We start from the raw sequence: 25,937 nt of genomic DNA on the forward strand, positions 1-25,937 counted from the left end.
AGAGAGGCCCTCCCCATGGCCATCGTCCTGACCCACTCCGATGTCACCGCCCTCATCGACCGTGCGGCTGTCGCCGCCGCGGTCGAGCAGGCCCACATCGACCTGTCGACCGGTTCGGCCACCAACCCCGCGCCGGCGATGCTGCCGATCGACCGGGGAACCGTGCTGCCGATGGCGGCATCGGCCCGCCGACACCGGGCCAGCGCGGTGAAGATGCTGTCGGACATGCCATTCAACCGCGAGTCGGGTCGCCCGGCGCAACGGTCGACGATCTTGCTCATGTCCGCCGACACCGGTGAATGTGAGGCGGTGATCGACGGGCGGCTGATCACCGCGGTTCGCACCGCCGCCGCGAGCGCCGTCGCGACCGCTCATCTCGCCCGGACGTCGAGCGCGGTGCTGGGCCTGATCGGTGCCGGCGCGCTGGCGGTCGAGCACGCCCGGGCGATCGCGCGGGTCCGGCCGCTGGAGAAGGTCTTCGTGTGGTCGCGGAGCATCGAGACGGTGGATCGGTTCCGCACGGCGATCGCCGACCTCGATCTCGATGTGGAGTCTGCGGATTCACCGCGCCACGTGGTCTCGACCGCCGACATCGTGTGCACCCTCACGCCCTCCCGCGAGCCGATCGTCGACGGCGCGTGGTTCCGCGCCGGCCTGCACCTGAACGCGGTGGGTGCGCCGCCGAGAGCCGATCATCGGGAGGTCGACGGCGCGGGTATGGCCGCCGCTCGTGTCGTGGTCGACAGCCGCTCGACGGCGCTGGCGAAATCCGGCGACGTCCTGCTCGCGATCGAGGAGGGCCACCTGGCCGCCGACGACATCGCCGTCGAACTGGGCGACGTGATCGTCCAACCCTCCCGTGGGCGGAGGGACGACGAGGAGATCACCCTGTTCAACTCCGTCGGGATCGGGTTGCAGGACCTCGTGACGGCACGGTTGCTGGTCGACGCGGCGCTGGAGCAGGGAGTCGGTACGCGGGTGGAGCTGGCCGGATGACCATCTCCGAGCGGGAACGAGAGTTGTTGCGGCGCGCCATCGAACTGGCCGGTGAGGCCGGCGAGAGAGGCAACCGACCGTTCGGCAGCGTGATCGTCGTCGACGACGTCGCGGTGGCCGAGGGGCGCAACGAGGTGAGCTCCTCCGGGGACATCAGTGCCCACGCCGAACTCGTCGCACTTCGCCGAGCGATCGCCGACGGGCACGGCGAACGACTCGCGGGCGCGACCGTGTACGCGAGCGGGGAGCCCTGCCCGATGTGTGCCGCGGCATGCGTGTGGGCGGGTGTCGGCCGGATCGTGTTCGCCGCGTCGACCGCGGCGTTCACCTCGGTCATCCCGGACGGTCCGCACTTCCGGCTGTCCTGCGCGGAAATGATCGCGTCCAGCGACGCCGCGATCGTCGTGGACGGACCGCGGCTCGAGGAGGAGGCGTTGCCGGTGATGTCGCGGTACGCCGGTTAGCGTCTCGGCGTTAGTCTCCCAGCACCCGGCGCAGGTACTCGTTGGCGAACACCCGGGACGGGTCGTATCGATCACGCACCGCACAGAATTCGTCGAATCGGGGATAGACGGCGCGGAGCTGCTCGGCGTCGCGGGTGTGCATCTTGCCCCAGTGCGGCCGGCCGCCCAGGCCGGTGAGGATGGCTTCGACGTCGGCGAAGTAGGCGTCGGAGTCGGCGGGATCGTCACGATGGTAGCGATGTACGGCGATGTAGCCGCTGGTACGGCCCGAGGCCGTGGACAGCATGAGGTCGTCCGCGGCGGCGGCACGGACCTCGATGGGGAAGCTGACGAGGTAATCGCGCCGGTCGAGGAGCGCGCGGATCTCGGTCAGTGCCTCCGGCACGGCGGCGAGGTCGACGGCGTACTCCATCTCCCGGAACCGGACGTCGCGGTCGGAGACGAACACGCCGGTGGAGGTGTCGGTGAACTCCCGCGCGGAGAGTGCGCGACCGGTGACACCGTTGATCGCCGGTACCAGCTTGGGTGCGCGCGCCCCGATCTCGCACAGCAGGCGGAGCGTCTTGTTGCTCAGCAACTCGTCGTCGATGTAGCGCCTGATGCGTGAGGGACCGGTGAGGGGAGCGTCGGCGCCGACCCGGGTGTTCGTCTTGACCAGGGCGCAGTTGGTGTGCGGGAACAGGTAGAACTCGTGGTGGTCGGTGCTCGCGACGCGCTCGTGGAAAGAGGCGATCGCCGCGTCGGCCGTCTCGGGGCCCTCGACGGCGTGCAACCGGAACTCGTCCACACACTCGATGGTCAGCTCCACGAGGACCCCGAGCGCGCCGAGGCCGAGCGCGACAGCCTTCAGGTCGGTGTCGTCGGCGGTGAGGGTGACGATGTCCCCGGTGCCGGTGACGATTGTCGCACCGACGATCTGGGTGCTGATGCCGCCGAAGGCGAGACCGGTGCCGTGGGTCCCGGTCGAGGTCGCGCCGGCGATGGTCTGACGGTCGACGTCGCCGAGGTTGGTCATCGCGAGTCCGAACGGCGCCAGTAGTCCCGGGATCTCGTGGAGGTGGGTCCCCGCGCGCAGCGTCACGCGCCGATCGTCGACGCCCACGAGGCCGCGCAGTCCGGACAGCTCGAGTTGCACGTCGTCGGCAACGGCGATGGGGGAGAAGCTGTGTCCCGCGCCCACGGTCTTGACCGTGCCGCCGCGCGCGGCGGCCTCGCGGACGAGGTCGGCGACCTCGGCTGCACTCGCCGGGCTCTCGACGCGGCGGGGTGTGCATCCGGTGGTACCGCCCCAGTTGCGCCAGGCGGGTGTCGAACGCGCAGTGGTCCCGTTCACAGGAAGCACTTGCCCTCTCCTCGATAGGTCGGCACGACCTCGCTCACCGTGGCCCGCCCGGCGTCGTCCCGATCGACGATCGCGACCTCGCGAGCCCGCTCGCACACCTCGCCGGACTTGGTGTGCCGGAACCACACCCGGTCCCCGACGGCGATGTCGTCGGCGGTCACACCCCGCAGCGGGGTCTGCACCTCACCGGCCGCCTCGGTGCCGATGTAGGCGAGTCCGGTCGGCCACACCGGTTTCGGCAGCCGGTCGGCGGCGGGTGGGCCGGACGCGATCCAGCCGCCACCGGCACAGGTCACGATGCCGGGAGCCGGACGACGGACGACATCGAGACCGAAGGACAGTGCGGGCGCGGGACGGAACCGCTCGTATCCGTCGAACAGATGGCCGCCGAACAACCCACTGCCCGCAGCGATGTCGGTGACCGCGCGGTCGCGTGCCGTCTCCTCGAGGGACCCGGTGCCGCCACCGTTGACGAACTCCAGATCCGCCATCTGACGCAGTTCCGCGATCACCTTGCCCCGGCGCCGCCGCAACTCTGCCATCGAGCGGCGCTGCATCGCGCGGACGGCGCGGTTGGCCAACGCCTTGCCGGGCACCGCATCGGCCACCCCGGCCACCTGCGCCTCGTAGGACATGACCCCGACGAGGTCGAAACCGGGCCGCGCCACGATGGCTCGGGCGAGCTCGAGTGCGTCTCGGCGCGAGTGCACCGGCGATCGGCGAACACCGATGTGTACCCGCCCGCCGAGCACGCGGTACGACGCGTCGAGATCGATGGCGACGCGGATCGGTGTACGGGCACCGGCGGGGACGACGGAATCGATGATGTCGAGCTGGTCGACGGAGTCGACGAGCAGGCTCACCCGGCTCGTCGCGACCTCGTCGGTGACCAAGGCGGCCAGCGCATGTCGTCGGACGCTGGGATAACCCATCAGCACCTCGCCGATCCCCGACTGCGTGGCGAGCCAGTGGGCTTCGGCGAGATCGTAGGCGAGGACCCCGTGAAAGCCGTTGCGCCCGACGATGTCCTCGATGACCGACCGGACCCGGACGGACTTGCTCGCGAGACGGATCGGGACGCCCCCGGATCGTCGGATCAGATCGGCGGCATTGTGTTCGAGAGCCGCACGGTCCAGGACGAGAACCGGCGCGTCGAGCCCGGCGTCGGCGACAGCCTGATCGATCGCGGCCCAGTGGGCGCCGGGATCGCGTGCCCATACGTCGAGGGCGGTCCGGCTCCCGGTCGTCGGAACACCGTCAGTCGAATCTGACATGGGTCATCAGCTGATCGGTGATGGAGCGGATGATCGCGTCGACGACCTTGTCGTCGGCGGTGCTGAGGTAGACGAGGGTGATGGAGTTGGTCGCCGCGATGATCAGCGGGCCCAGTTCCTCGACGGGCGTCGTCCAGACCGCCGTAGTTAGTTCGGCGATCGTCCGCAAGCCTTCCGAAGACACCCGATAGAGCTGCTCGTACATGTGTTTGCCCACCTGCTGCAGTTCAGGGTGGTTGTGGGCGTAGATCCCGAGTGCGATGGCCGCCTGCATGCGGCCCGGATCGGCTTTGAGCAGATCGTAGAACGCATGGAACTGGCGTTGCATGCTCTCGCGTATCGCGTCGTTGTCAGGCATCGGTCCGTACTCCGCCGCCGGCAGAACGGTGTGCAGCATCCGCTCGATGTCGGTGGGCACGGCCGTCTCCATCACCGCACACAACAGTGCGGTGCGGCTCTCGAAGGCGTAGTGGAAGCTCGCCAGAGGCATGCCGGCGTGGGCGCAGATACGACGAGTCGTGGCGCCCTCCACCCCGTGATCGGCGATCACGCGGTACGCCGATTCGATGAGTGCGCTTCGACGTTGGTCGACGGACATCCGTGCCACTTCGGTGACTTTCTGACCACATGCGCCGGCGCATGCACGGTGGACAATGCTCGCCGCAGCCTATCAGTGCCGGTGAGGCACACAATGCGCTTCACGCGGAAGAAATCGCAGATCACACCGGTGGGCGGCCGGCCGGTGCGCCCAGATGACCGCGGTCTCGTCCTCCCGGCGGAATCCGCCGGACGCACTACTGTGTGAACGTGACCTCCACGACCGGTAGAAAAGGCGCGACCGACCTGCGTCGCGATGTCCTCGCGCGGATGGGTTCGGCGGGCGTGGCGGTGGCCGATGCCGTCGTCGGGCGGCTCGCCGCCGAGGGACTGGGCCCCGCCCGCGCGCTCGGCGCCTCCCGGGAGCAGATAGCGCCGCACGTGCTCGGGAGCCCGCACCAGCTCGACGGCGCCTTCGTCAACCCGGAACCCCCGTCGGTCGTCGATCCGAGCCTGCAGGTCCTCACCGACATGGCCCGGCGGCCCGGCCGGCCACGCCGACCGATCATGGTGACGGTCCCGCGGTTCGACGCGCCCGCCGACCTCGCCATCACCTGGCTCGGGCACGCCACCGCCGTCGTCGACATCGACGGCGCCCGCATCATCACCGACCCCGTGCTCAGCCATCGCTGTTCGCCGAGCCGGCTCGTCGGTCCCGGGCGCATGCACGCGGCGCCCGTGTCGCCGTCGCAGCTGCCGCCGCTCGACGTCGTCCTGATCAGTCACGATCACTACGACCATCTCGACATGGACACCGTCACGGCCATCGCCGACACCCAGCCCGACGCGGTGTTCGTCACGACGATCGGGGTCGGCGCGCACCTCGCTTCCTGGGGCATCGCCGAAGACCGCATCCGGCAGGCAGATTGGTGGGACGAGGTCGTCGTGCCGACCGGTGCGGGCGAGTTGCGGTTCACCTGCGGTCCGGCGCGGCACTTCTCCGGCCGCAGGCTGGAGCGGAACCTCACCCAGTGGGGCAGCTGGGCCATCGCGGGCCGAGACCACAAGGTCTTCTTCTCCGGGGACACCGGGCACAGTGAACGTTTCGAGGATGTCGGCGCCCGACTCGGCCCGTTCGATCTCACCCTCATCGCCGTCGGGGCCTACGACGTGATGTGGCCCGACATCCACGTGAACCCGGAGGAGGCCCTCTCGGTTCACCGGATGGTCTCGCCCGGTTCGGGATCCGACTCGGTGTTCGTACCCATCCACTGGGGGACGTTCAACCTCGCGCGCCACCCGTGGGGAGAGCCCATCGCACGTCTGCAGGCGGAGACCCGGCCGGACTCGCCGACGATCCTGGTGCCGCAGCCCGGTGGCTCGATCGACCTGACGCACCGGACCGGTACCGGTATGGCACAACCCGGTTGGTGGGAGGCCTCGGCGTGAGCGTGCCGACTCCGGTCGCCAGTCCCGGTCTCAGCGCGGCCCAGGTCGCACAGCGGGTCGCCGCCGGCCAGGTGAACACGCTGCCCGACCGGTCCGGTCGCAGTGTGTCGGACATCGTGCGCGCGAACGTCTTCACCCGGATCAACGCGATCCTCGGGGTGTTGTTCGCGATCGTCGTGTTCACAGGTTCGCTCATCAACGGATTGTTCGGGCTGCTGATCATCGCCAACTCGGGCATCGGCATCATCCAGGAGATCCGCGCCAAGCGGACCCTGGACAAGCTCGCCATCGTCGGCCAGACCCGACCCCGGGTACGGCGCGACGGCACGGTGACCGAGGTGCCGCCGGATGAGGTGGTGCTCGACGACATCATCGAGATCGGTGCGGGCGACCAGATCGTCGTCGACGGCGAGGTCATCGAGGCGACCGCGCTCGACGTCGACGAGTCGCTGCTCACCGGCGAGGCCGACCCGATCGACAAGGACCCGGGTGCCGAGGTGCTCTCGGGCAGTTTCGTGGTCGCCGGCGGCGGCGCGTATCGCGCCACCAAAGTCGGCGCCGACGCCTACGCCGCGCAACTCGCCGCCGAGGCGTCGAAGTTCACCCTGGTCTCCTCCGAACTGCGCTCCGGGATCGACCAGATCCTGCGGGTCATCACCTGGTTGCTGATCCCGGCCGGGATCCTGACCATCGTCAATCAGCTCTTCATCAGCGACAACGGATTGCGGCGGTCGTTGCTGGGCATGGTCGCCGCGCTGGTGCCGATGGTCCCGGAGGGGCTGGTCCTGATGACCTCGATCGCCTTCGCCGTGGGCGTCGTGCGCCTGGGCCGGCGACAGTGTCTGGTGAACGAGCTCCCGGCCATCGAGGGACTGGCGCGCGTCAACGTGGTCTGCGCGGACAAGACCGGGACCCTGACCGAGAACGGGATGCGGCTGGCCGAGGTGCGGACCCTCGGGGCGGTACCCGGCGAGACCGTGGCCCAGGTGCTGGCCGCGCTCGCCGCCCATGACCCACGCCCCAACGCGAGCATGATCGCGGTCGCCGAAGCCCACCCGGTCGCTCCGGACTGGACGGTGACGGCCATCAAACCGTTCACCTCGGCCACCAAGTGGAGCGGGATGTCGTTCCGCGGGAACGGCTCCGGCGCGCCGGCCGGGGACGACAGCGGGCACTGGCTGATCGGTGCGCCCGACGTCCTGCTCGATCCGGAGGGCGAGACGGCCCGCCTGGCGTCCGACATCGGCGCCGCCGGGCTCCGCGTGCTGTTGCTCGCGTGCACCGACGTGCCCGTCGACACCGAACCCGCACCTGGCCAGGTCGCACCGGGGACGGTCTCCCCGGTGGCCCTCGTGGTTCTCGAACAACGGGTCCGGCCCGATGCGCGCGGCACGATCGTCTATTTCGGACAGCAGCATGTCGCGGTGAAGGTCATCTCCGGGGACAACGCCCGGTCGGTGGGCGCCGTCGCCGCATCCCTGGGCCTCGGATCGGCCGAAGAGTCGGTCGATGCGCGTGAGCTGCCCGCCGAGACAGGCGAACTCGCCGACGTCGTCGAACGCGGCGTCACGTTCGGCCGGGTGCGGCCCGACCAGAAGCGCGCCATGGTGAAGGCGCTGCAGTCGCGGGGCGACACCGTCGCGATGACCGGTGACGGCGTCAACGACGTCCTGGCGCTCAAGGACGCCGACATCGGCGTCGCGATGGGATCGGGTAGCTCCGCGGCCCGGTCGGTGGCACAGATCGTGTTGCTGGACAACAAGTTCGCCACCCTGCCGTATGTGGTGGGCGAGGGCCGTAGGGTGATCGGCAACATCGAGCGCGTCTCGAACCTGTTCCTCACCAAGACCGTGTACGCGGTCCTGCTCGCGCTGTTCGTCGGAGTCGGCGGGCTGCTCGGCGCGGTGTTCGGGTCGGATCCGCTCAGCTATCCGTTCCAGCCGATACACGTGACGATCTCGGCATGGTTCACCATCGGGATCCCCGCGTTCGTGCTGTCGCTCGCGCCCAACAACGAGCGGGCCCGCCGCGGTTTCGTGCGCCGGGTGCTGCTCAGCGCGGTGCCCAACGGCGTCGTCGTCGGTCTGTGCACCTTCGTGACCTACCTGCTCGTCAACCCGGGCGGTACCGGTGTCGAGATGGGGGGCGACGCCGTCGACCTCTCGCCGGCGCAGACGCAGGCCGCCACAGCGGCGCTGATGACGCTGATCGCGATCGCGGTGTACGTGCTTGCCGTGGTCGCCCGTCCCTACAACTGGTGGAAGCTCGTGCTGCTGGCCGTCTCGGCCGGCGCGTACGTGCTGATCTTCGCGTGGCCGTTCACCCAGGACCTGTTCCGGCTCGACTCCTCGAACTGGGGGATGAACTCGGTGGCCCTGGTCTCGGCGGCAGTCGGGATCGTGTGCGTCGAGGTCGTCTCGCGGGTGGCGCCAAGGTGGATCGCCGCGCACGGGGACGACGCGCAGCACGGCAGTGCTGTCGCGTCCGACGGATAGAATCGGCGGCAAGCTGTCGGAAGACGTCCGGCACGTCGATCAGAGGAGACGCGATGGATCTCAAGGGACTCGTCAACAAGGCCAGGGCCACGCTGCAGAAGAACCCGAATCTGATCGAAAAGGGTGGTGACGCCCTCGACAAGGTCACCAAGAACAAGTACTCGGGTCAGGTCGACAAGGCGCAGGACGCGGTGCGCAAGGCAGTCGGCGCGCCAGGGCAGAACCCGGGTCAGCAGAATCCGCCCACCAACCCCACCAACCCCGGGGAGCCGCTGCCGGGTCAGCAGAGCCCGCAGCCCCAGAACCCCCAGCACCCGCAGAAGTAGTCCTCAGAGCTCTGCTCGCGGGTGTCGGCGATACGCCGACACCGTCGGGTCCCCGTCGATCCAGAACCGCCACGGGCGATCGGCGGCCCGGCGGACGCCCACCCGCGGACCCGCGACCACGCGTTCTCGAGGGCCGGGCGTGCCCGGCTCGAGGACAACCGGACTCGACGGGTCGGTGAGATCGGTGGCCAGGTCGGCCATCGTGATCCCCAGGGCGCGGCACAGATTGCCCGGGCCGCTCGCGAGCCGACCGTCGGGGACCGGCCCGACGCGGGTCACACCGCGTCGGAAGCGCGCCACGTCGGCGCCGTCGAGCACCTCACCCGCGCGCAGCAGCACCGCAGCTGCGGGTCCCGGACCGGCGACGACGACGTTCGCGCAATGGTGGCCGTGGATGCGATAGACATACAGCCGGCCCGGCGGCCCGTACATGATCTCCGAGCGGGCCGTTCGGGTGTAGGCATGCGACGCCGGGTCGTCGGGACCGGCATACGCCTCGACCTCGGTCAGGCGGATCGTCACACCGTGCCCGGTCAGGTGCGAGCCCAGCAACGAACGTGCCTGTTCGGCGGCGGAGGCGGGGGCACTACTCTCTTGGGTCATGGCGAAGACGAGTGACTCCATCGGCGTTGATCTGTCACCGGAAGATACCTGGGCCGCGGCATCGGATCTCTCGCGGTACGGCGAATGGCTGGTGATCCACGAGACGTGGCGTAGCCCCATTCCGGCGGCCGCCGAGCTCGGCAAGGGGACCGAGATCTCGTCGATCGTGAAGGTCAAGGGCACGCGCGTCCGCTTCGACTGGGTCGTCGAGAAGTTCGAGCCGGTCTCCCATGTCCGCCTCAAGGGAAACGGCAAAGGCGGGGTCAAGGCCAAGCTGGATCTGGGCATCGCTCCCACTTCGAGCGGATCGGAAGTAACCTTCACTGTTGATCTGGGTGGGCTGCCGCTGATCGGGCCCGTGGGTAAGACCGCGGCCATGGCGGTGTCGGGGGATCTGCGTAAGTCGCTGCTGAAGTTCCGCGAGGTGTTCGGCTGAGCCACGCGTAACCGTGTGAGGTTCGCGGGCGCGGCCGCCGATGCGTCGATGCGTCGGGCGGTGACCACGCGAGAGGCAGGTCTGCAGGCCGCCGTACGAGGGGAACGGGGAAGAAGACAATGGGGCGTCACAGCTCCGGTGCCGATCGCGCCGGAAACGAGTGGAACGGGAACGAGCGGACGGGTGGGGCGGTCCCGCGTCGTGCCCAGTCTCCGTCGAACAATGCCCGGTCAGAACCCGAGGACGATTTCGGTTTCGACCATCGCGAGCCCGACGGGGGCCGTCGCGGCGGATGGCTGTGGGCGGGTGCCGTCCTGCTGGTCGTCGTCGCTCTGGTCACCGGCGTCATCATCTGGCAGACGAGTTCGGATGGCTGCGGTGAACGTACCCGGTTGGCCGTCGCGTCGGACTCGGCGATGACGGGTCCGCTGCGTGAGGTGGCGCGTCAGGCGTCGGCGGATTCCTGTTTCGACTACGACGTGCAGACGGTCGCCGGTGCGGACGTGCCCGGGCTGCTCACACAGGGCGCTGCGGCTCCGGACCTCTGGGTCGCGGACTCGCAGGTACAGGCCCGCCGGGTGACGACCCAGGTGCGACGTGAACTCGACATGGTGTCGCCGTCCATCGCGTCGACCCCGACTGTCGTGGCCGGCACCGACGTGCCCGAGTTGGGCACCTGGGTGGAGGTCATGAAACTGCCGGATCTGCGGACCGGCAGCCCCGTGGACACCAGCACGGGAGACGCGCCGATCATCGGCGCGCTCGCGGCGGTCGACGCCGGCGAACTCGCCGACGAGGACTTCACCGAGGCGATGACCATCCTCGCCATCCAGCAGAACAACGCGCGCCTCGCCAACGACAACGAGGGCACACGTCTCAACCTCGCCAACACCTCCGGCGTCCCGGTGGTCACCACCGAGCAGCAGTTCGACCTCTTCATGCGGACCCATCAGGGCTCTCAGCTGACGTCGACGATCCCTGCGGCGGGCACCGTGATGCTCGACTACCCGCTGGTCAACACTGCACCTGCGGCTCGTCAGCAGGCGGCCGCCGACGCGGGGACGGCGCTCGTCACCGCGCTGAAGACCGATGCCGGCCGAGCGGCGCTGACCGACTCCGGATACCGCGACGCCGACGGGAACGGTGTCGGGCAGCCGGTCAAGGAACTCGAACTGCGCGACCCGTCGTCGGTCGACAAGGCGCTGCGGCAGTGGCAGGTCCTCGGCGTGCCGATCCGCTCGCTGGTCGTGCAGGACACCTCGGGATCGATGGAGACGGCGGCCGGCGGGACGACCCGCGCGGGTCTGCTCATCGACGCCTCGCAGACCGGGCTCAAGCTCTTCCCGAACAACACGATGATCGGCGGCTGGGCCTTCAGCGTCGACAAGGGCGGACCCGGTCAGGACTGGGTGGAACTCGCACCGATTCGTCGCCTCGATGCCCGCTCGGGCAGCGGCACACATCGTGACGCACTCAGCCGGGCCGTCGAGGAGGGACTGTCGAATCTCGGTGGCGGAACGGGCCTGTACGACACGACCCTCGCCGCGTTCAAGAGGGTGCAGGACACCTACGACCCGAACTACTCCAACAGCGTCATCATCATGACCGACGGACAGAACGAGGACCCGAACAGCATCACGCTCGACAATCTCCTCGCCGAGCTGAAGCGCCTCGAGGATCCGGCGCGTCCGGTGCTCGTGCTGACGATCGGCATCTCCGACGACGCGGATTCCGATGCGCTCGAACAGATCGCGGAGGCCACGGGTGGCACCGCCTACGTCGCGGAGAACGCGGCCGACATCCGCACCGTGTTCGTCGACGCCATCCAGGCGAGGGTCGCGGCCGCCGGCCGTTGAGACCCGGCGTCGGCGGGTACCTCGGCCGTCGCCGGGACTATTGGGCGCGCACTCGGCACAATTGGTGCATGACGCACACCCCAGAGACGCCCAAGACCCTCGCACCCAGCACACTGACCCACTCGGTGTCCCCGAGTCCGACCCGACCGTCCCGGGGCTCGTCCGCCCTGGCCCGCACCGGCGGCATCGTCGCGGCGATGGCGGCGGCCGGGCTCGTCGTGGGCGCGTGTTCGTCCGAGGACTCCGGGTCCGGCGAGTCGACCACCGGCACCACGGCGGCCACTTCGGCCGCGACCGAGGTCGCCGACGCCGGCTCCGGCGAGTACAAGGACGGCGAGTACACCGCGCGGGGTGAGTACACCTCGCCGGGTGGCCCGCAGAGTGTGGGCGTGACTGTCACTCTGTCGAACTCGGTCATCACCGCGGTGTCGGTGGACACGAGCCAGACCAAGGGTCCGTCGCTGGAGTACCAGGGCAAGTTCGCGGGCGGTATCTCCGACGTGGTGGTGGGCAAGAACATCGACGAGATCGAGGTCGACAAGGTGTCCGGCTCGTCCCTCACCTCCGGCGGCTTCAACGACGCGATCGCCCAGATCAAGGAAGAGGCCCAGGCCTGACCTCCCTCGGCACCGCGCATCACTGGGCCTTCGAGGCGATCGGCACCCGGTGGACGATCAGCACCCCGGAGCCGCTGCCCGCCGACGTCGTCGGCGCGGTGGGCGCCGAGATCGACCGGATCGACCGGGCGTGGTCACGGTTCCGGGACGATTCGACGGTCGCGGACATGGCCAGGCGGGCGGGCCGATACCCGATCGCCGACACCGACCAGCCGCTCGTCGACTGGTATCGCCGTCTCTACGACCTCACCGGCGGTGCCGTGTCGCCGCTGGTGGGTCAGACGCTCGCCGACGCGGGTTATGACGCGGCATACTCGCTGCGCGCATCGGCGCGGGTGCCGGTGGCCCCGGCCTGGGACGCCGTGATCGGCGAGCACGAGGGCGCACTGGAGATCCGCGAACCGGCGTTGCTCGACGTCGGTGCCGCCGGTAAGGGATTCGCGGTCGATCGGGTGGCGGAGATCGTCGGTGAGAGCTTCGACGACTTCGTGGTCGACGCCGGTGGCGACATGGTGATCTCGCCGCGCTCCCGGGGGCTGCGGGTGGCGCTGGAACATCCGTCGGACCCGACGAAGGCGATCGGGGTCGTGTCCGTCGGCGGTGGCGCGATCTGCGCGTCGGCGAGCAACCGGCGGGTGTGGGCCGACTGGCATCACATCGTCGACCCGCGAACCGCCTCGCCCGCACGGGAAGTCCTGGCGACCTGGGTGATCGCGCCGACGGCGATGGAGGCCGACGGCCTCGCGACGGCGCTGTTCTTCACGCCGGCGGCGTTTCTGCGCGGCGACTTCGACCACCACCGTGAGGGTTTCCACCACGTGACCATCCGACGCAACGGGAGTGTCGAGCACACCGCGATCCCCGGATTGGAGTTGTTCCTGTGACAACGCTTCTGCCGCAGCTTCTCTCGCCGATCGATGCCACCCGGCGACACCTGACCCCGTATCGGGCGGTGCTGTGCGGGTTGGTGGTGCTGGCGGCGGCTGCCTTCGTCGTGTCCGCGACCGACTCCGATTTCGGCTACGGCCCGGGCGACCTCGCGGTGTGGCTGGCTGTCGCGGTCGGGGTCAGCGCGGTGGTGAGCTATGCATGTGCCGGTGTGCTGCGGGTGCCGCCGAACTCCGATTCGTGGCTGATCACGGGACTGATCCTGTTCTTCGTCCTGCCCGGTGGCTCCGAGGACACCGCAGTGGCCACGGTGGCGGTGGGCGCCGCGATCGCCGCGGCGTCGAAATACGTTCTCGCGTGGCGTCGTCGGCTGATCGTCAATCCCGCGGTCGCGGGCGCGATCGGTTGTTATGCGTTGGCCTACGCCGGTGTCGAGGGCATCAGCTTTCCCTTCTGGTGGGTGGCCGCCGAACCGCTTCTCGTGCCGATGATCGTCGTCGGCGCGATCGTCGTGACGCTGATCCGCGAGTGGCGCATGGCTCTGGTGTTCATCGGTGCCTCGCTCGTCACGATCGGCCTCGTCGAGCTGGTGCGGGGTGGGCAGGACCTGTCGACGTGGATCGTGTCGAGTCCGATGCTGTTCGTCGCGGCCATCATGCTGCCCGAACCGCTCACCTCGCCCGCCACCGGAATCCACCGGCTCGTCTACGCGGCCCTGGTGGGTGCACTCATGCACTGCCAGTACACGGTCGCGATCACCGACGCGTACACGTTGGCGTTCGTGCCCGAGGTCGCCTTGCTCGTCGGATGTCTGTACGCCTTCGCCGTCCGGCTGGTGTCGGGGACCGCGCGCCGGGTGCCGCTCGATGTGGTGACCCTCCCGGTCGCCGACCGAACCTACGCGGTGCGGGGTGAACCGGTCGGTGCCCCTGCATCGTTCCGAGCGGGGCAGTGGTCGAGCGTCAGCGTGCCGCGATGGTCGGCGCCGGTGTGGTCGGGTTCGCGGCGGGTCTTCTCGTTCGTGTCCGCACCCCGGCAGCAACCGGTGGAGTTCGGTTTCACCGTCGCCGCGACGCCGTCCGCGTACAAGGCGGCACTGGTCGAGGGGACCGCGCGCCGCGCCTACGTCGACAACATCGGCGGGGACTTCGTGCTGCCCCGGGCATTTCCGTCGACGGGCTCGGTCGTGTTGATCGCGTCCGGGATCGGGATCACGCCGTTCGTGTCGATGGTGCGGGAACTCGTGCAGACGGTGTCGGACGGGGATCTCTCCCGTCTGACGGTCGTGCACGTCCTGCGGGATCACCGACGCGCGGTCTACGCCGACGATCTCGACAGCGCCCGGGCGGCGAACGCGCGCGTCGTGACCGTCGACGCGCCGAAGCTGGCCGACGGCATCGACGATCCGGCCCGGCTCGAAGACCTGCTCGGTCCCGTCGCGGCCGGCGCACACTATTACGTGTCCGGCACACCGGCGTTCGTCGAACGGACGTCCGCGGCGATCCGCCGCCTCGACGGTTCCACGAGGACCCAGCCCTGGCGTGTGCACGCCGACTCGTTCTCCGGGTACTGAATCCCTGCGAGACTCCTGCCGACGACGTCGAGACCCACCCTGCCCGATTCGGTGGAGGCGAACACCTCCGATTCGCGAACCGTTGACTGTGCAGTAGATTTCATCGACCGCGATCGGTACCGGCTCATCCGCCTGATCGCCACAGGCGGCATCCCGTTGATTCTCGTTGACTGTGCGTTTGTTTCGCGAGTAGTGAGGGGGCTTGGCAGTCGCGACTGCTCGGTCGAATGAAGTTTCGTCCTCCTCAGGTCGATCGAAGGGCAGATTGCCCTTCAGTAGTGCTGACGTGGACGCAAATTTTCGAACAGTGGCCCAGTGGCGGACCGCGAGCGCACAGTGAACGAAAAGGGCGCACAGTCGACGAAAATCGGCGCACGGTCGACGAAAAGCGATGCACAGTCAACGAAAAGGGACGCACGGTCGACGGATGACCGACTCACCCGGCCAGGGCGCGGAGAAAGAACCCGAGGTTGGCCGGCCGCTCGGCGAGGCGGCGGACGAGGTAGCCGTACCACTGCTCGCCATAGGGGATGTACACCCGGACCCGCGCGCCGGCGTCGGCCAGGCGATGCTGCTCGTCGACGCGAATCCCGTAGAGCATCTGGTGTTCCCACGTGTCCGGGGACCGTCCGAACTCGCCGGCGAGGATCGCCGCGGCGTCGATCATCGTGGGGTCGTGGGTGGCGACCATCGGATATCCGGACCCCTTCATCAGCACCCGGAGGCAGCGCAGGTAGTTGTCGTCGACCTGTCGGCGTTCGACGAAGGCGACCGCGGCCGGTTCGGCGTAGGCGCCCTTGCACAACCGGATTCGGGCTTCCGACGACGCGAACTCGGCGCAGTCGTCCTCGGTGCGACGCAGGCAGGCCTGCAGCACGGTGCCGGTGTCCGGGAAGTCGTGACGCAACGACCGCACGATCGCCAGCCGCTGGTCGACGGTGGCGTGGCTCTCGGCGTCGACGGTGACCAGGACGCCCAGCCCGTCGGCCGCCTCGACGATCGTCCGCGCGTTCTCCTCGGCGATCTTCGCGCCGTGCTCCGGCAGACCCAAACCCACCGCGGTGAGCTTCAGCGACACCTCGAGCGATCCGGGAGTTGTCGCACCGAGCCCGGACATCGACTCGAGCAGTGCGAGATACGCACCCACCGTCGCGTCGGCCTGGGATTCGTCGACGGTGTCCTCGCCCAGGAAGTCGACCGTCACCGCGATCCCGTCGTCGACTTCGCTCTCGACCGCGCTCATCGCGGCGGCGATCGATTCGCCCGGGACGAACCGGCGGACGACCTTCTCGGTCACCGACCATCGCTGGGACGCGTCCCTGATCCGTTCGCTGCGCGACGCCGCAACGATCGCCGGCCGCAACACGGTGTCGAAGACGGAACCCATCAGATCCCCGTCCAGTCGGCCACCATGTGCGGGTACGTCGACGTGGTGGGCGGGGTGAAGGTCTCCTTGATCGTCCGGGTGGACGTCCACCGCATCAGGTTCTGCTTCGATCCGGCCTTGTCGTTGGTGCCCGACGCCCGGCCCCCGCCGAAGGGCTGCTGTCCGACCACCGCGCCGGTCGGTTTGTCGTTGACGTAGAAGTTGCCCGCCGCGTTGCGCAGACGATCGGACGCCAGCGCGACAGCGGCGACGTCGGTGGCCATGATGGAGCCGGTCAGTGCGTACTGCGCCGTCGAATCCACCAGCCCGAGAATGCTCTCGTAGTCCGCGTCGTCGTAGACATGGACGGCGAGGATGGGACCGAAGTACTCCGTCGCGAACGCCTCGTCGGTCGGGTCGTCGGACAGCAGCACGGTGGGCCGGACGAAGAATCCCTCGGTGTCGTCGCAGTCGCCGCCGACCGCGACGGTCAGCGACGCCGACGACTTGGCGCGGTCGATCGCCGCGACCTGCTTGTCGAACGCGCGCCGATCGATCACCGCACCACCGAAGTTCGTCAGGTCGCGGACATCTCCGTAGGTGAGTTCGGCGGCCTCGCCCAGGAACTCGTCGCCCATCCGGTCCCACACCGATCGTGCGATGTAGGCCCGCGATGCTGCCGAACACTTCTGTCCCTGGTACTCGAAGGCGCCGCGGGACAATGCCGTTCGCAGGGCATGCGGTTCGGCCGAGGCATGCGCGACGATGAAGTCCTTGCCGCCGGTCTCGCCGACGAGGCGGGGATAGTTCCGGTAGTGCTCGATGTTGGCGCCCACCTCGCGCCACAGGTGACGGAACGTCCGCGTCGACCCGGTGAAGTGGATGCCGGCCAGATCCCGGTCGGCGAGCACCACATCCGAGACGGCCGCGCCGTCGCCGTGCACGAGGTTGATCACGCCGGGTGGCAGTCCGGCGGCCTCGAGCAGAGCCATGATCAGCTGTGCCGAATAAGCCTGCGTGGGCGATGGTTTCCACACGACGGTATTGCCCATCAGGACCGGAGCGGTGGGCAGGTTCGCGGCGATCGCGGTGAAGTTGAACGGGGTCACGGCGTAGACGAACCCATCCAGCGGGCGGTGGTCGAGCCGATTCCACACTCCCGGTGACGACTCCGGTTGTTCGGCGAGTATCTCGCGGGCGAAGGCGACATTGAACCGCCAGAAGTCGACGAGCTCGCACGGGGCGTCGATCTCGGCCTGCTGCACCGACTTCGACTGACCGAGCATCGTCGCCGCCGCGATCCGCTCGCGCCACGGCCCGGCCAGCAGTTCGGCGGCGCGCAGGATGACCGCCGCTCGGTCGTCGAAGCCGGTGTGCGCCCAGTCGTCGGCGGCGGCGCGGGCCGAATCGACCGCGGCGCGGGCGTCGTCGTGCGTGGCGGTGGTGATGAAACCGAGGACCTCGCGGTGCGCATGAGGCTGGACGACATCGATCTGTTCGCCCGCACCGAGGCTCAGGTGACCACCGATGATGTGCGGGAACTCGCGCCGGCCGGCATGGGACTGTCGCGCCAGCTCGTCGACGATGCGGGCGCGCTCGGGCGAACCGGGGGCATAGCTGTGGACGGGTTCATTGGACGGTCGAGGGGGAGTGGTGATGGCATCCATGGCTCCAGTGCACCGTCCATCGCGACGTCGCGATATGGCCGATCGGCAAAGCTCCGCGCCGTAGGATTGTCCACATGGACAAGGTCGGTATCGCGCTCGGGCGGCTGGTCCTCGCCCTCGACCAGACCGTGGCGACCTTGGTCTCGTCTCCGCGCGGGCTGGACGCCCCGGTGTCGACGCTGGCCATGGTCGACACCGACGACATCCACTACGGACTGGGGCGCGCCGCGCGCTCGGCCGAGGTGTTCCTGCTCGTCGGGCTCGCCGACGAGGTCGGTGTCGAATGGCTCGCCGGGCTCGGCGCACACCGGCCGGTCGCCGTTCTGACCAAGAACCCGAGTAGCACCCTGATCGGTCTCGCCGAACGCCTGGGGGTCGCGGTCATCGCCATCGACCCGCACGCACGCTGGGAACGCATCTACAACCTCGTCACCCGCGTGCTCGACGCCGGGCGCGCCGCGACGGTCGACGGCGAGTCCATGGAGTCGGGGAACACCGGTGACCTGTTCCAGCTCGCGGCGGAGGTCGCCCGGCGGACCGGTGGTCTGGTGAGCGTCGAGGACGAGCACGCTCACGTCCTGGCCTACAGCTCGGCGGGCGAGGAGGCCGACGAGTTGCGCCGGCTGTCGATCCTGGGGCGCGAGGGACCACCGGAGATGCTGGCGTGGCTGCGGGACTGGGGCGTGATGGACGCGCTGCGGAAGTCCGCCGGCGTCGTGAGGGTCGACGCACGCGCCGACCTGGGACTACGGCCGCGTCGCGCGATCGCCATCCGTCCGGCATCGGGCCGGCAGACCGGTTCTGCCGACGTCATGCTGGGCGTCGTCTGGTTGCAGGAGGGGTCGCGTCCGCTTGCTCGCGACACCGACGAGGTCCTCGTCGGCGCCGGAGCGGTGGCTGCCCGGGTGATCGCGCGGCGTCGTTCCGCCGGCTCCGACCACGATGAGCGGGTCCGGCGACTCCTCGGCGTGGGCGGAGAACCGGTCGACACGGATCATCTCGCCGCCCAGCTCGGCATCGACCCGACGGCCGCGGCGACGATCGTGGGTTTCACGACTCCCGACGGCGTCCGCGGGGGCCAGGTGTCGGCACTCATGTTGCACGCCAGCGCATTCAGTCCGCCCTCGGTGACGGTCACCATCGGGGACCGCGCCTATGTCGTGCTGCCCGGCGTCGCGCTCGACGACGCCGTCTCCTGGGCCCGGGCCGCCGTCGACGCCGCCGACCGTCAGTTCAACCTGCCGGCGCGCGCCGTGGTCGCGGGACCCGACAACATCTCCGGCGCAACCGATCTGCGGCTCTCCATCGACCGCGTCCTCGACGCCGCGGACCGGGAAGCCGACCTGATCGACGCCGTCACCACCGTCGAACGATCCCGCACCGGTGTGCTGTTGGGTGAGATCATCGGATTGCTCTCGGAGAACCCTGATCTCGTCGACAGCCGGGTCACCGGCCTCGCGGATCTCGACGCCCGCAGCGGCAGCGATTTCACGGCTTCGCTGCGCGCCTACCTCGACCATTTCGGAGACGTCCGTGCGGCGGCCGCGGCACTGCACGTCCACCCGAACACGTTGCGCTACCGCATACGTCGGATACAGGCGCTCACCGGGATGGATCTCGACGACCCGTCGACACGTCTCGTCGTGGCGCTGTCGCTGCGTGCCCGGTGAGAGCCGGGACGCAGGAGGGACTCCGGACCGCCCCGGCACCGGACATCCGATGGGTACCGTGGCGTCCATGCCTTCCTCGTCGAAGTCCCTGTCCGACCTGGCCGGTTCGCGGGTCGTCGTCACCGGTGCCACCAACGGCATCGGGTTGGCCACCGCCGGCGCGCTCGCCCGGGCCGGTGTGCGGGTGGTGCTGGCCGTGCGCGACACCGACCTCGGCGCCCGGCGCGCACGGGAATTCGGTGGCGACTGCGAGGTGCTGCGGCTAGATCTCGCCGACCTAGCCTCGGTCCGGGCGTTCGTCGCGGAACTCGACGGTCCCGTCGATGCGCTCGTCAACAACGCCGGGATGTTTCCCCACCAGCGCAGGACGACACCGGACGGGTTCGAACTGGGTATGGGCACCAACTTCCTCGGACCGTTCGCACTGACCAATCTCCTGCTGCCGCGCATCAGCAGACACGTCGTGTCCGTGGGTTCCGAAGGCCATCGTCGCGCGCGCATCGACCCCGCCGATCTCGAATATCGGCGCACTCGCTGGTCGGCGCCGCGGGCCTACACCGGTTCCAAGCTCGCGGTCATGCTCTGGGGTCTGGAACTCGACCGACGGTTGCGCGACGTCGGGTCACCGGTGACCTCGATGCTCACCGACCCGGGCTGGGCGGCGTCGAACATCTCGAACAAGCCGGGGCTGGGAGCTCTGCACCGGGTGGCCCAGGGGCTCGCGGGGGTGGTCGGTAACGACCTCGACGCCGGTGCGGCACCCACGCTGCACTGCCTGACCGAACCGGTCCCGCCGGGCAGCTACGTGGGGGTCGACGGGCTGTGGGGACTGCGCGGCCGGCCGGTGCTGTCGGGCCGAGCCCGCACCGCGTGCGACTACGAACTGGCGGGCCGCCTCTGGACCGAGGCCGAGACTCTCACCGGCACCCGGTGGCCACTGGGGTGAGCGGAGGAGTGTCTCGTCGCGGCGCTGTCACCGCGCGTCCGGTGAACCGGTGATCCGGATGATCTCGTACCCGGAGACCGGGCACGAGATCATCCGGATCCGGTGACGTGCGTCTAGAGGATCGTGAGCATCTCGTTGTAGGTCGGCAGCGGCCACAGATCGTCGGCCACGATGGATTCGAGCGTGTCGGCGACCTCGCGGACCGCGGCCATGGCCGGGATCAGCGTCTCCAGCGCGTACTTCGACTCGTCGAAGGTGGACTCGCCGTGCATCCCGGCGATGCCGGCATCCAGCGTCGCCAACCCGTCGTGGAGGGAGCTGATCAGCCCGGTCAGTTCCTCGAGCAGCGGTGTGGGAGCTTCGATCCCGGCCATCTTGAGCGATGCCGCGGTGCCTGCCAGCTCACCCTGGTAGCGGATCGCCGCCGGCATGATCATGGTCTTGGCGATCTCCGCGGTCTCCTTGGCCTCGACGAGCAGCGTCAACGCGTAGTACTCGAAGATGACGTCCTCACGGGCCTCGAGCTCGCGGGCCGACAGCACGCCGTATCTCTGGAAGATCTCGATCACCTCCGGGGAGGTGTACTCCGTGACCGCGTCGACCGTCGTCCGCAGGTTCTTCAGCCCGCGGGCGGCCGCCTCTTCCTGCCATTCGTCGGAGTAGCCGTTGCCGTTGAAGATGACCGCTCCGTGCGAGTTCACGATCTCCTGCAACACCTTCTGGACGGCGTCGGCGAGGTCGAGTCCATCGGCGAGGAGCTTCTCGAGGTCCGCGGCGATGACGTCGAGTGAGTCGGCGAGGATCGTGTTGATGGCGACCATCGGATCGGAGATCGACTGGTTGGAACCCGGTGCGCGGTACTCGAACCGGTTGCCGGTGAACGCGAACGGGCTGGTGCGGTTGCGATCACCCGGATCGGCCTTGAGGGGCGGGAGCGTGTCGACGCCCAGCTCGATGACCCCCGCGGCCTTGGAGCCGGTGGCGCCGCCCTTGGCGATCTGCTCGAACACGTCCATCAGCTGTTCGCCGAGGAAGATCGAGATGATCGCCGGCGGAGCCTCGTTGGCGCCGAGCCGGTGGTCGTTCGATGCCGAGGCGACCGCGGCCCGCAGGAGTCCGCCGTAGAGATGCACCGAGCGGATGATCGCGCCGCAGAAGGTCAGGAACTGCATGTTCTCGTGCGGGGTCTCGCCCGGGTTGAGCAGGTTGCCCTGATTGCTGTTGCCGAGCGAGAAGTTGACGTGCTTGCCCGAACCGTTGACGCCGGAGAACGGCTTCTCGTGCAGCAGACACTTCATGCCGTACTTCTCGGCGACGGCCTTCATCGTGGTCATCATCAGTTGCTGATGGTCGTGCGCGAGAACCGACCGTTCGAAGACCGGCGCGATCTCGAACTGGCCGGGTGCGACCTCGTTGTGTCGCGTCTTCGCCGGGATCCCCTGTTTGAACAACTCGCGGTCGAGTTCGATCATGAAGGACAGCACGCGTTCCGGGATGGCGCCGAAGTAGTGGTCGTCGAACTCCTGCCCCTTCGACGGCGGGGCGCCGAACAGGGTCCGGTTGCAGGTCATGAGATCCGGTCGCGCGTAGAAGAAGTGCTCGTCGATCAGGAAGTACTCCTGCTCGGCGCCGGCGTAGGACACCACGGTGTCGACGTCGTCGTGCCCGAACAGCCGGAGCAACCTCATCGCCTGCTTGCTCATGGCCTGCTGGCTGCGCAGCAGCGGGGTCTTCTTGTCGAGGGCCTCGCCGGTCCACGAGATGAAGATCGTCGGGATGCAGAGGGTGTTGCCGTTCGGGTTCTCCAGGAGGTAGGCGGGACTGGTGACGTCCCAGCCGGTGTAGCCGCGGGCTTCGAAGGTCCCGCGCAGGCCGCCGTTGGGGAAGCTCGACGCGTCGGGCTCGCCCTGCATCAAGGTCTTGCCCGCGAACTCGGCGAGGGACGCGCCGGTGGAGTCGGGTTCGAGGAACGAGTCGTGCTTCTCGGCTGTGAACCCGGTGAGCGGATAGAAGACGTGGGCGTAGTGGGTGGCGCCCCTCTCGATGGCCCAGTCCTTCATCGCCACCGCGACGTAGTCGGCGAGGGTGGGGTCGAGTGCGCAGCCGGTGTCGATGGTCGCGGCGACCGCCTTGAAGACGTGCTTGGGCAGCCGCTTCTTCATCACCGACAAGCTGAACACGTTGCGCCCGAACGTGTCTGCCAGCGGTTCGGCGAAACCGGGCGCCGACACGTCGTAGGTCGTCACGGCCTCGATCGCCTGCCGGCGGGACATGCTGCCACTCATGGATACTCCTGGATGATCTCGGCCCCCACGTGCGCGGGGGTCGCACGACGACGTCGCTACGCCGGTGTCGCAGATGCGAGCGACTCGACGCTATGAGCTGGGTGTATGCGTCCGATTGCACCCATGTGACGCTGAGGAAAACTAGTGGTCGGAACCCGGTTGAGGCAGCGTCGGTCCCGGCGTCCGCGGCCGGGACGGGCTATCGCAGCGTCGCGTCGTCGCCCATCACGGCACCCTCGCGACGCGGATCCGCGCCGCCGATCCAGCCGCCGTCCTGGCGGAGCAACGCGCTGAGTCCGCTCGACTGCTCTTCCACCGAGACCTCGGCGCCGCGTTCGCGTAGGCCTCGGACGAGCGGATCGTCGGCGCCGTCGTCGGCGGTGTCTACGAGCGGGTGCTCGCCGCCGACGTTCGACGTCGGGGTGTTGGCCGAGCCGAAGTCGATCATCGACACGGCCTGCTGGGGATCGAGGCCCCAGTCCAGCATCCCGACGATCGTCTTGATCACGAACTGGATGATCACCGACCCGCCGGGCGAGCCGAGGGCGGCGACCACCTCGGCCGGGGCCCCGTCGGTGCCGGGCTGCAGGACGAGCGTCGGCGCCATCGACGACCGCGGCCGCTTGCCGGGTGACACCCGGTTGGCGAGCAATGCGCCGGCGTCATCCCGGGGCTCTGCGGAGAAGTCGGTCAGCTGGTTGTTGAGGAGGAAGCCGTCGACCATGTGGTAACTGCCGAAAGCGGATTCGATCGTGGTGGTCATCGTGGCGACGTTGCCGTAGCGGTCGGCGACGGTGATGTGGCTGGTCCCGTGTTCGGGGCCGGCATACGACCCGAGGGGTACCGGACCGAGGTCGCCCGCCGGCGCCTCGCCGAGTGAGGACTCGGGCTTGATGAGCGCCGCTCGCGACCGCAGATAGGCCGGGTCGAGGATGGTCGCCACCCCGCGCCCGGGCAGCGGGACGAAATCGGGGTCGGCGACGTACTTGTCGCGATCGGCGTAGGCGAGGCGCTCGGCCTCGGTGACGAGGTGGACGGCGGCCGGGTCGGGACGTCCGCCGTCGGTGTCGACATCGGTCGGCGGCATCGACGGGAGGTCGAAGTTCGCCAGGATGCCCAGCGCCGACGCCACGGCGATCCCGCCCGACGACGGTCCGGGCATCGCGACGATCTCTCGTCCGCGATACGTCGTGACGACCGGTTCCCGCACGATCGCACGGTAGTCGCGAAGGTCTTGCACGGTCATGAGGCTCGGTGTCATGCCGCCCTCGGTGCTGCCGGCCTCGGCGACGATGGCCTGGGCGAGCGGCCCGTCGTACATGGCTCCGGCGCCGTCGGTCGCCAGCGCGCCGAGCGTCTTCGAGTACGCCGGGTTGACGAGCCGGGTGCCGGCCGGCTTGGCCGTGCCGTCGGCGGACAGGAAGTACGCGCGTGTATCCGCGTCGACGGCGAGTTCGGCCGCCGACGCGGCGATCGCGGTCGCGAGCCGCGGACTGATGTCGAAACCGTTGTCGGCCAGCTGTACTGCGGGATCGAACAGGTCTCGCCATGCGTGGCCGCCGAATTCGCCGTGGACCATCTCGAGCATCCGGAGCACGCCCGGCACGCCGATGGACCGACCCGAGGCGCGGGCACTCGGTACCGGCGGTGCGGGATCGTCCGGGCTGATCCGGGTCAGGTAGGTCTCGGTGGCGGCGGCCGGCGCCGTCTCGCGACCGTCGAAGGCCCGCACACTCTTCGACGCCGCGTCGTAGTAGAGCGCGAAGGCGCCACCACCGATGCCGGAGGACTGCGGCTCGACGAGGCCGAGCACCAGCTGCGCGGTGACCAGGGCGTCGGCGGCGGTGCCACCGTCGCGCAGGACCTCGCAGGCCGCACGGGTGGCGAGCGGATTCGCGGTTGCCGCCGCGTAGGTTTCGGTGACGACGGGTCTCATCCCCGTGCGAAACCCCGAAGCCACCTCAGGTCTGGTGGCGATGTCGGTGGGTGCGGCGGACACGGCCTGGGCTTCGATCATCTCCCCGTTGGGGATCTCGGCGCAGGTCACCGGACTCGCTCCCGGCTCGGCCGGATCGCCGCCGCAGGCGGTCGTCAGCAGAGCGGTGGCCGTCACCACGGCCAGAGCTCGCACCACCAGTGAGATTCCGCGACGGGGCGTCATCGACCAAGCGTACGCACCCAGATCACCGGGCAGGCACGAAACCTGTGCGCCGCCCCGGACGCTGGGTCAGAGCTGTAGTGCGGTGGCCAGTTCCCGCAGTGCGGGCCGTGGGTCCGATGAGGGGCCGTCGCCGAGGATTTGCACGACGACGTGATCGGCGCCGGCGTCGAGGTGGGCGGTGACCGAAGCGGCGGCGTGTTCGGCTGTTCCCATGCCGACGAGGGCCCGGACCAGGCGGTCGGAACCACCGGGGATCAGGTCGGTTTCGTCGAAACCCTGTCGCAGCCAGGAGTTTCGATAGTTGGTCAGGGGGGTGTAGAACCCCACGTGGGCGTGGGCGCGGCGTAGTTGGTCTTGTTCGTTTCCGCCGATGGCGACTGCTTGTTCGGAGACGACCCATTTGTCGGGGCCGAGGATGTTCCGGGTGGTCGCGGTGTGTTCCGGTGTGACGAGGTAGGGGTGGGCGCCGTCGGCCAGTTCGCCGGAGAGTTCGATCATCTTGGGGCCGAGTGCGGCCAGTAGTCGGACGGGCCGGGCGCCTTGTTCGATGTCGGCCGGAACCGAGTTCATCCGCTCGAGATAGGTGCGCATCGTCGACAGTGGTTTGCCGTAGGCGCCTTGCATGTTCTTCTCGACGAAGGGTGCGTGGCTGACTCCGAGTCCGAGGACGAACCGTCCGGGATGGAGTGCCGCGAGGGTTCGTGCCCCGGTTTCGGCGGGTGTGGGGATGCGGAAGTGGATGTTGGCGATCCCGGTGCCGATGACGAGTCGATCCGTGGCGGCGAGATAGGCGGCTGATTGCACCAGGGAGTCTTTTCCGCCGCCTTCGGGCATGAACAGGGAGCCGAAGCCCATGGCCTCGATGTCGCGGGCGATGGCTTGGGCGTCGCGGATCGGCCAGGGTTCGCCGTTGAACCAGACGCCGATGCGGCTGGGAAAATCGGCCTGTGCGGTGTGGTCGGTCATGTGTTGTCGCTTTCGGTCGG

22 protein-coding genes are annotated in these 25,937 nt (G+C 69.0%); 12 read left to right on the top strand and 10 right to left on the bottom strand.

The genetic code is table 11. From position 1 onward, the window contains the following. Positions 1-15 precede the first annotated feature (15 nt). Positions 16-996, top strand: a complete 981-nt coding sequence (locus tag AMD30_RS12095; RefSeq protein ID WP_055475804.1) for an ornithine cyclodeaminase family protein — start codon at positions 16-18, stop codon at positions 994-996. After that, positions 993-1,460 carry a nucleoside deaminase gene (locus AMD30_RS12100; RefSeq protein ID WP_055475805.1) on the top strand — a complete coding sequence of 156 codons (468 nt, stop codon included), beginning with the start codon at positions 993-995 and terminating at the stop codon, positions 1,458-1,460. Before AMD30_RS12095 ends, AMD30_RS12100 begins: the two co-directional genes overlap by 4 nt. Before the next feature lie 10 nt (positions 1,461-1,470). Here the strand turns inward: AMD30_RS12100 and AMD30_RS12105 are convergent, their stop codons facing one another. The 3 genes from AMD30_RS12105 to AMD30_RS12115 are packed head-to-tail and all read right to left on the bottom strand — an operon-like array spanning position 1,471 to position 4,683. Continuing rightward, the gene (locus tag AMD30_RS12105; RefSeq protein WP_442902699.1) at positions 1,471-2,793 is read right to left on the bottom strand and encodes a D-arabinono-1,4-lactone oxidase; all 1,323 of its coding nucleotides are present in this window, start codon (positions 2,791-2,793) and stop codon (positions 1,471-1,473) included. Next, a complete protein-coding gene (locus tag AMD30_RS12110; protein ID WP_055475807.1) occupies positions 2,790-4,076 on the bottom strand; it encodes an alanine racemase in 1,287 nt (428 codons plus the stop codon). The genes AMD30_RS12105 and AMD30_RS12110 overlap by 4 nt, the downstream gene beginning before the upstream one ends. Further along, on the bottom strand, positions 4,060-4,683 hold the full coding sequence (locus AMD30_RS12115) for a TetR/AcrR family transcriptional regulator (RefSeq protein ID WP_055475808.1): 624 nt from the start codon (positions 4,681-4,683) through the stop codon (positions 4,060-4,062). The genes AMD30_RS12110 and AMD30_RS12115 overlap by 17 nt, the downstream gene beginning before the upstream one ends. Positions 4,684-4,877: 194 nt before the next feature. Here AMD30_RS12115 and AMD30_RS12120 point away from each other — a divergent pair, with 194 nt between their 5' ends. The 3 genes from AMD30_RS12120 to AMD30_RS12130 are packed head-to-tail and all read left to right on the top strand — an operon-like array spanning position 4,878 to position 8,883. After that, a complete protein-coding gene (locus tag AMD30_RS12120) occupies positions 4,878-6,062 on the top strand; it encodes an MBL fold metallo-hydrolase (protein WP_055475809.1) in 1,185 nt (394 codons plus the stop codon). Next, positions 6,059-8,557 carry an HAD-IC family P-type ATPase gene (locus AMD30_RS12125; protein WP_055475840.1) on the top strand — a complete coding sequence of 833 codons (2,499 nt, stop codon included), beginning with the start codon at positions 6,059-6,061 and terminating at the stop codon, positions 8,555-8,557. Before AMD30_RS12120 ends, AMD30_RS12125 begins: the two co-directional genes overlap by 4 nt. Positions 8,558-8,610: 53 nt before the next feature. After that, the gene (locus AMD30_RS12130) at positions 8,611-8,883 is read left to right on the top strand and encodes an antitoxin (RefSeq protein ID WP_055475810.1); all 273 of its coding nucleotides are present in this window, start codon (positions 8,611-8,613) and stop codon (positions 8,881-8,883) included. Between the two features lie 3 nt (positions 8,884-8,886). Here AMD30_RS12130 and AMD30_RS12135 read toward each other — a convergent pair whose 3' ends face one another. Continuing rightward, positions 8,887-9,507: a DNA-3-methyladenine glycosylase gene (locus AMD30_RS12135; RefSeq protein ID WP_055475841.1), complete on the bottom strand. Its 621-nt coding sequence runs from the start codon at positions 9,505-9,507 to the stop codon at positions 8,887-8,889. On the opposite strand from AMD30_RS12135, the gene AMD30_RS12140 reads away from it, so the two are divergent. The 3 genes from AMD30_RS12140 (at position 9,485) to AMD30_RS12150 (ending at position 12,395) form a co-directional block, all read left to right on the top strand. Next, entirely contained in the window at positions 9,485-9,922 is a 438-nt protein-coding gene (locus tag AMD30_RS12140) for a type II toxin-antitoxin system Rv0910 family toxin (protein ID WP_010843575.1), read from the top strand. The two genes, AMD30_RS12135 and AMD30_RS12140, sit on opposite strands and share 23 nt — an antisense overlap. A gap of 119 nt (positions 9,923-10,041) precedes the next feature. After that, positions 10,042-11,778 carry a substrate-binding domain-containing protein gene (locus AMD30_RS12145; RefSeq protein WP_055475811.1) on the top strand — a complete coding sequence of 579 codons (1,737 nt, stop codon included), beginning with the start codon at positions 10,042-10,044 and terminating at the stop codon, positions 11,776-11,778. Between the two features lie 68 nt (positions 11,779-11,846). Continuing rightward, entirely contained in the window at positions 11,847-12,395 is a 549-nt protein-coding gene (locus AMD30_RS12150) for an FMN-binding protein (protein ID WP_231632696.1), read from the top strand. 19 nt (positions 12,396-12,414) lie between these two features. Here AMD30_RS12150 and AMD30_RS25425 read toward each other — a convergent pair whose 3' ends face one another. After that, positions 12,415-12,564, bottom strand: coding sequence for a hypothetical protein (locus AMD30_RS25425; protein ID WP_231632700.1), 150 nt, complete (start codon positions 12,562-12,564; stop codon positions 12,415-12,417). On the opposite strand from AMD30_RS25425, the gene AMD30_RS12155 reads away from it, so the two are divergent. Together AMD30_RS12155 and AMD30_RS12160 are read left to right on the top strand one after the other, a co-directional pair. Next, positions 12,494-13,279: an FAD:protein FMN transferase gene (locus tag AMD30_RS12155; RefSeq protein ID WP_231632697.1), complete on the top strand. Its 786-nt coding sequence runs from the start codon at positions 12,494-12,496 to the stop codon at positions 13,277-13,279. The two genes, AMD30_RS25425 and AMD30_RS12155, sit on opposite strands and share 71 nt — an antisense overlap. After that, a complete protein-coding gene (locus AMD30_RS12160) occupies positions 13,276-14,856 on the top strand; it encodes an FAD-dependent oxidoreductase (RefSeq protein ID WP_055475813.1) in 1,581 nt (526 codons plus the stop codon). Before AMD30_RS12155 ends, AMD30_RS12160 begins: the two co-directional genes overlap by 4 nt. 436 nt (positions 14,857-15,292) lie before the next feature. On the opposite strand, the gene AMD30_RS12165 is transcribed toward AMD30_RS12160, so the two are convergent. Beyond that, positions 15,293-16,243: a proline dehydrogenase family protein gene (locus AMD30_RS12165; RefSeq protein ID WP_055475814.1), complete on the bottom strand. Its 951-nt coding sequence runs from the start codon at positions 16,241-16,243 to the stop codon at positions 15,293-15,295. Next, positions 16,243-17,889, bottom strand: a complete 1,647-nt coding sequence (gene pruA / locus AMD30_RS12170) for an L-glutamate gamma-semialdehyde dehydrogenase (protein ID WP_055475815.1) — start codon at positions 17,887-17,889, stop codon at positions 16,243-16,245. Before pruA ends, AMD30_RS12165 begins: the two co-directional genes overlap by 1 nt. 74 nt (positions 17,890-17,963) lie before the next feature. Between pruA and AMD30_RS12175 the strand changes: the two genes are divergently transcribed. Together AMD30_RS12175 and AMD30_RS12180 are read left to right on the top strand one after the other, a co-directional pair. Next, positions 17,964-19,559, top strand: a complete 1,596-nt coding sequence (locus AMD30_RS12175; protein WP_055475816.1) for a PucR family transcriptional regulator — start codon at positions 17,964-17,966, stop codon at positions 19,557-19,559. 49 nt (positions 19,560-19,608) lie between these two features. Beyond that, positions 19,609-20,505, top strand: coding sequence for an SDR family NAD(P)-dependent oxidoreductase (locus AMD30_RS12180; RefSeq protein WP_055475842.1), 897 nt, complete (start codon positions 19,609-19,611; stop codon positions 20,503-20,505). Between the two features lie 113 nt (positions 20,506-20,618). Here the strand turns inward: AMD30_RS12180 and AMD30_RS12185 are convergent, their stop codons facing one another. From AMD30_RS12185 to AMD30_RS12195, 3 genes are all read right to left on the bottom strand, one after another. Then, on the bottom strand, positions 20,619-22,790 hold the full coding sequence (locus AMD30_RS12185; RefSeq protein ID WP_055475817.1) for a glutamine synthetase III family protein: 2,172 nt from the start codon (positions 22,788-22,790) through the stop codon (positions 20,619-20,621). Positions 22,791-22,989: 199 nt separating this feature from the next. Beyond that, the gene (locus AMD30_RS12190) at positions 22,990-24,951 is read right to left on the bottom strand and encodes a gamma-glutamyltransferase family protein (RefSeq protein WP_055475818.1); all 1,962 of its coding nucleotides are present in this window, start codon (positions 24,949-24,951) and stop codon (positions 22,990-22,992) included. A 66-nt stretch (positions 24,952-25,017) separates the two neighbouring features. Beyond that, positions 25,018-25,917 (bottom strand): LLM class F420-dependent oxidoreductase, encoded by a 900-nt coding sequence (locus AMD30_RS12195; protein WP_055475819.1) that lies wholly within the window; start codon positions 25,915-25,917, stop codon positions 25,018-25,020. Between the last annotated feature and the right edge of the window lie 20 nt (positions 25,918-25,937).

Origin of the sequence: Gordonia sp. HS-NH1, from assembly GCF_001418765.1 — a bacterium.
In the GTDB taxonomy this organism is placed as follows: domain Bacteria; phylum Actinomycetota; class Actinomycetes; order Mycobacteriales; family Mycobacteriaceae; genus Gordonia.

Excerpts from the sequence above, each read along its gene's own strand:
- AMD30_RS12095 (WP_055475804.1), top strand. The coding sequence starts at position 16 with ATGGCCATCGTCCTGACCCACTCCGATGTCACCGCCCTCATCGACCGT.
- AMD30_RS12100 (WP_055475805.1), top strand. The coding sequence starts at position 993 with ATGACCATCTCCGAGCGGGAACGAGAGTTGTTGCGGCGCGCCATCGAA.
- AMD30_RS12110 (WP_055475807.1), bottom strand. The coding sequence starts at position 4,076 with ATGTCAGATTCGACTGACGGTGTTCCGACGACCGGGAGCCGGACCGCC.
- AMD30_RS12130 (WP_055475810.1), top strand. The coding sequence starts at position 8,611 with ATGGATCTCAAGGGACTCGTCAACAAGGCCAGGGCCACGCTGCAGAAG.
- AMD30_RS12140 (WP_010843575.1), top strand. The coding sequence starts at position 9,485 with ATGGCGAAGACGAGTGACTCCATCGGCGTTGATCTGTCACCGGAAGAT.
- AMD30_RS12135 (WP_055475841.1), bottom strand. The coding sequence starts at position 9,507 with ATGGAGTCACTCGTCTTCGCCATGACCCAAGAGAGTAGTGCCCCCGCC.
- AMD30_RS12145 (WP_055475811.1), top strand. The coding sequence starts at position 10,042 with ATGGGGCGTCACAGCTCCGGTGCCGATCGCGCCGGAAACGAGTGGAAC.
- AMD30_RS12150 (WP_231632696.1), top strand. The coding sequence starts at position 11,847 with ATGACGCACACCCCAGAGACGCCCAAGACCCTCGCACCCAGCACACTG.
- AMD30_RS25425 (WP_231632700.1), bottom strand. The coding sequence starts at position 12,564 with ATGTCCGCGACCGTCGAATCGTCCCGGAACCGTGACCACGCCCGGTCG.
- AMD30_RS12165 (WP_055475814.1), bottom strand. The coding sequence starts at position 16,243 with ATGGGTTCCGTCTTCGACACCGTGTTGCGGCCGGCGATCGTTGCGGCG.
- pruA (WP_055475815.1), bottom strand. The coding sequence starts at position 17,889 with ATGGATGCCATCACCACTCCCCCTCGACCGTCCAATGAACCCGTCCAC.
- AMD30_RS12175 (WP_055475816.1), top strand. The coding sequence starts at position 17,964 with ATGGACAAGGTCGGTATCGCGCTCGGGCGGCTGGTCCTCGCCCTCGAC.
- AMD30_RS12180 (WP_055475842.1), top strand. The coding sequence starts at position 19,609 with ATGGGTACCGTGGCGTCCATGCCTTCCTCGTCGAAGTCCCTGTCCGAC.
- AMD30_RS12185 (WP_055475817.1), bottom strand. The coding sequence starts at position 22,790 with ATGAGTGGCAGCATGTCCCGCCGGCAGGCGATCGAGGCCGTGACGACC.
- AMD30_RS12190 (WP_055475818.1), bottom strand. The coding sequence starts at position 24,951 with ATGACGCCCCGTCGCGGAATCTCACTGGTGGTGCGAGCTCTGGCCGTG.
- AMD30_RS12195 (WP_055475819.1), bottom strand. The coding sequence starts at position 25,917 with ATGACCGACCACACCGCACAGGCCGATTTTCCCAGCCGCATCGGCGTC.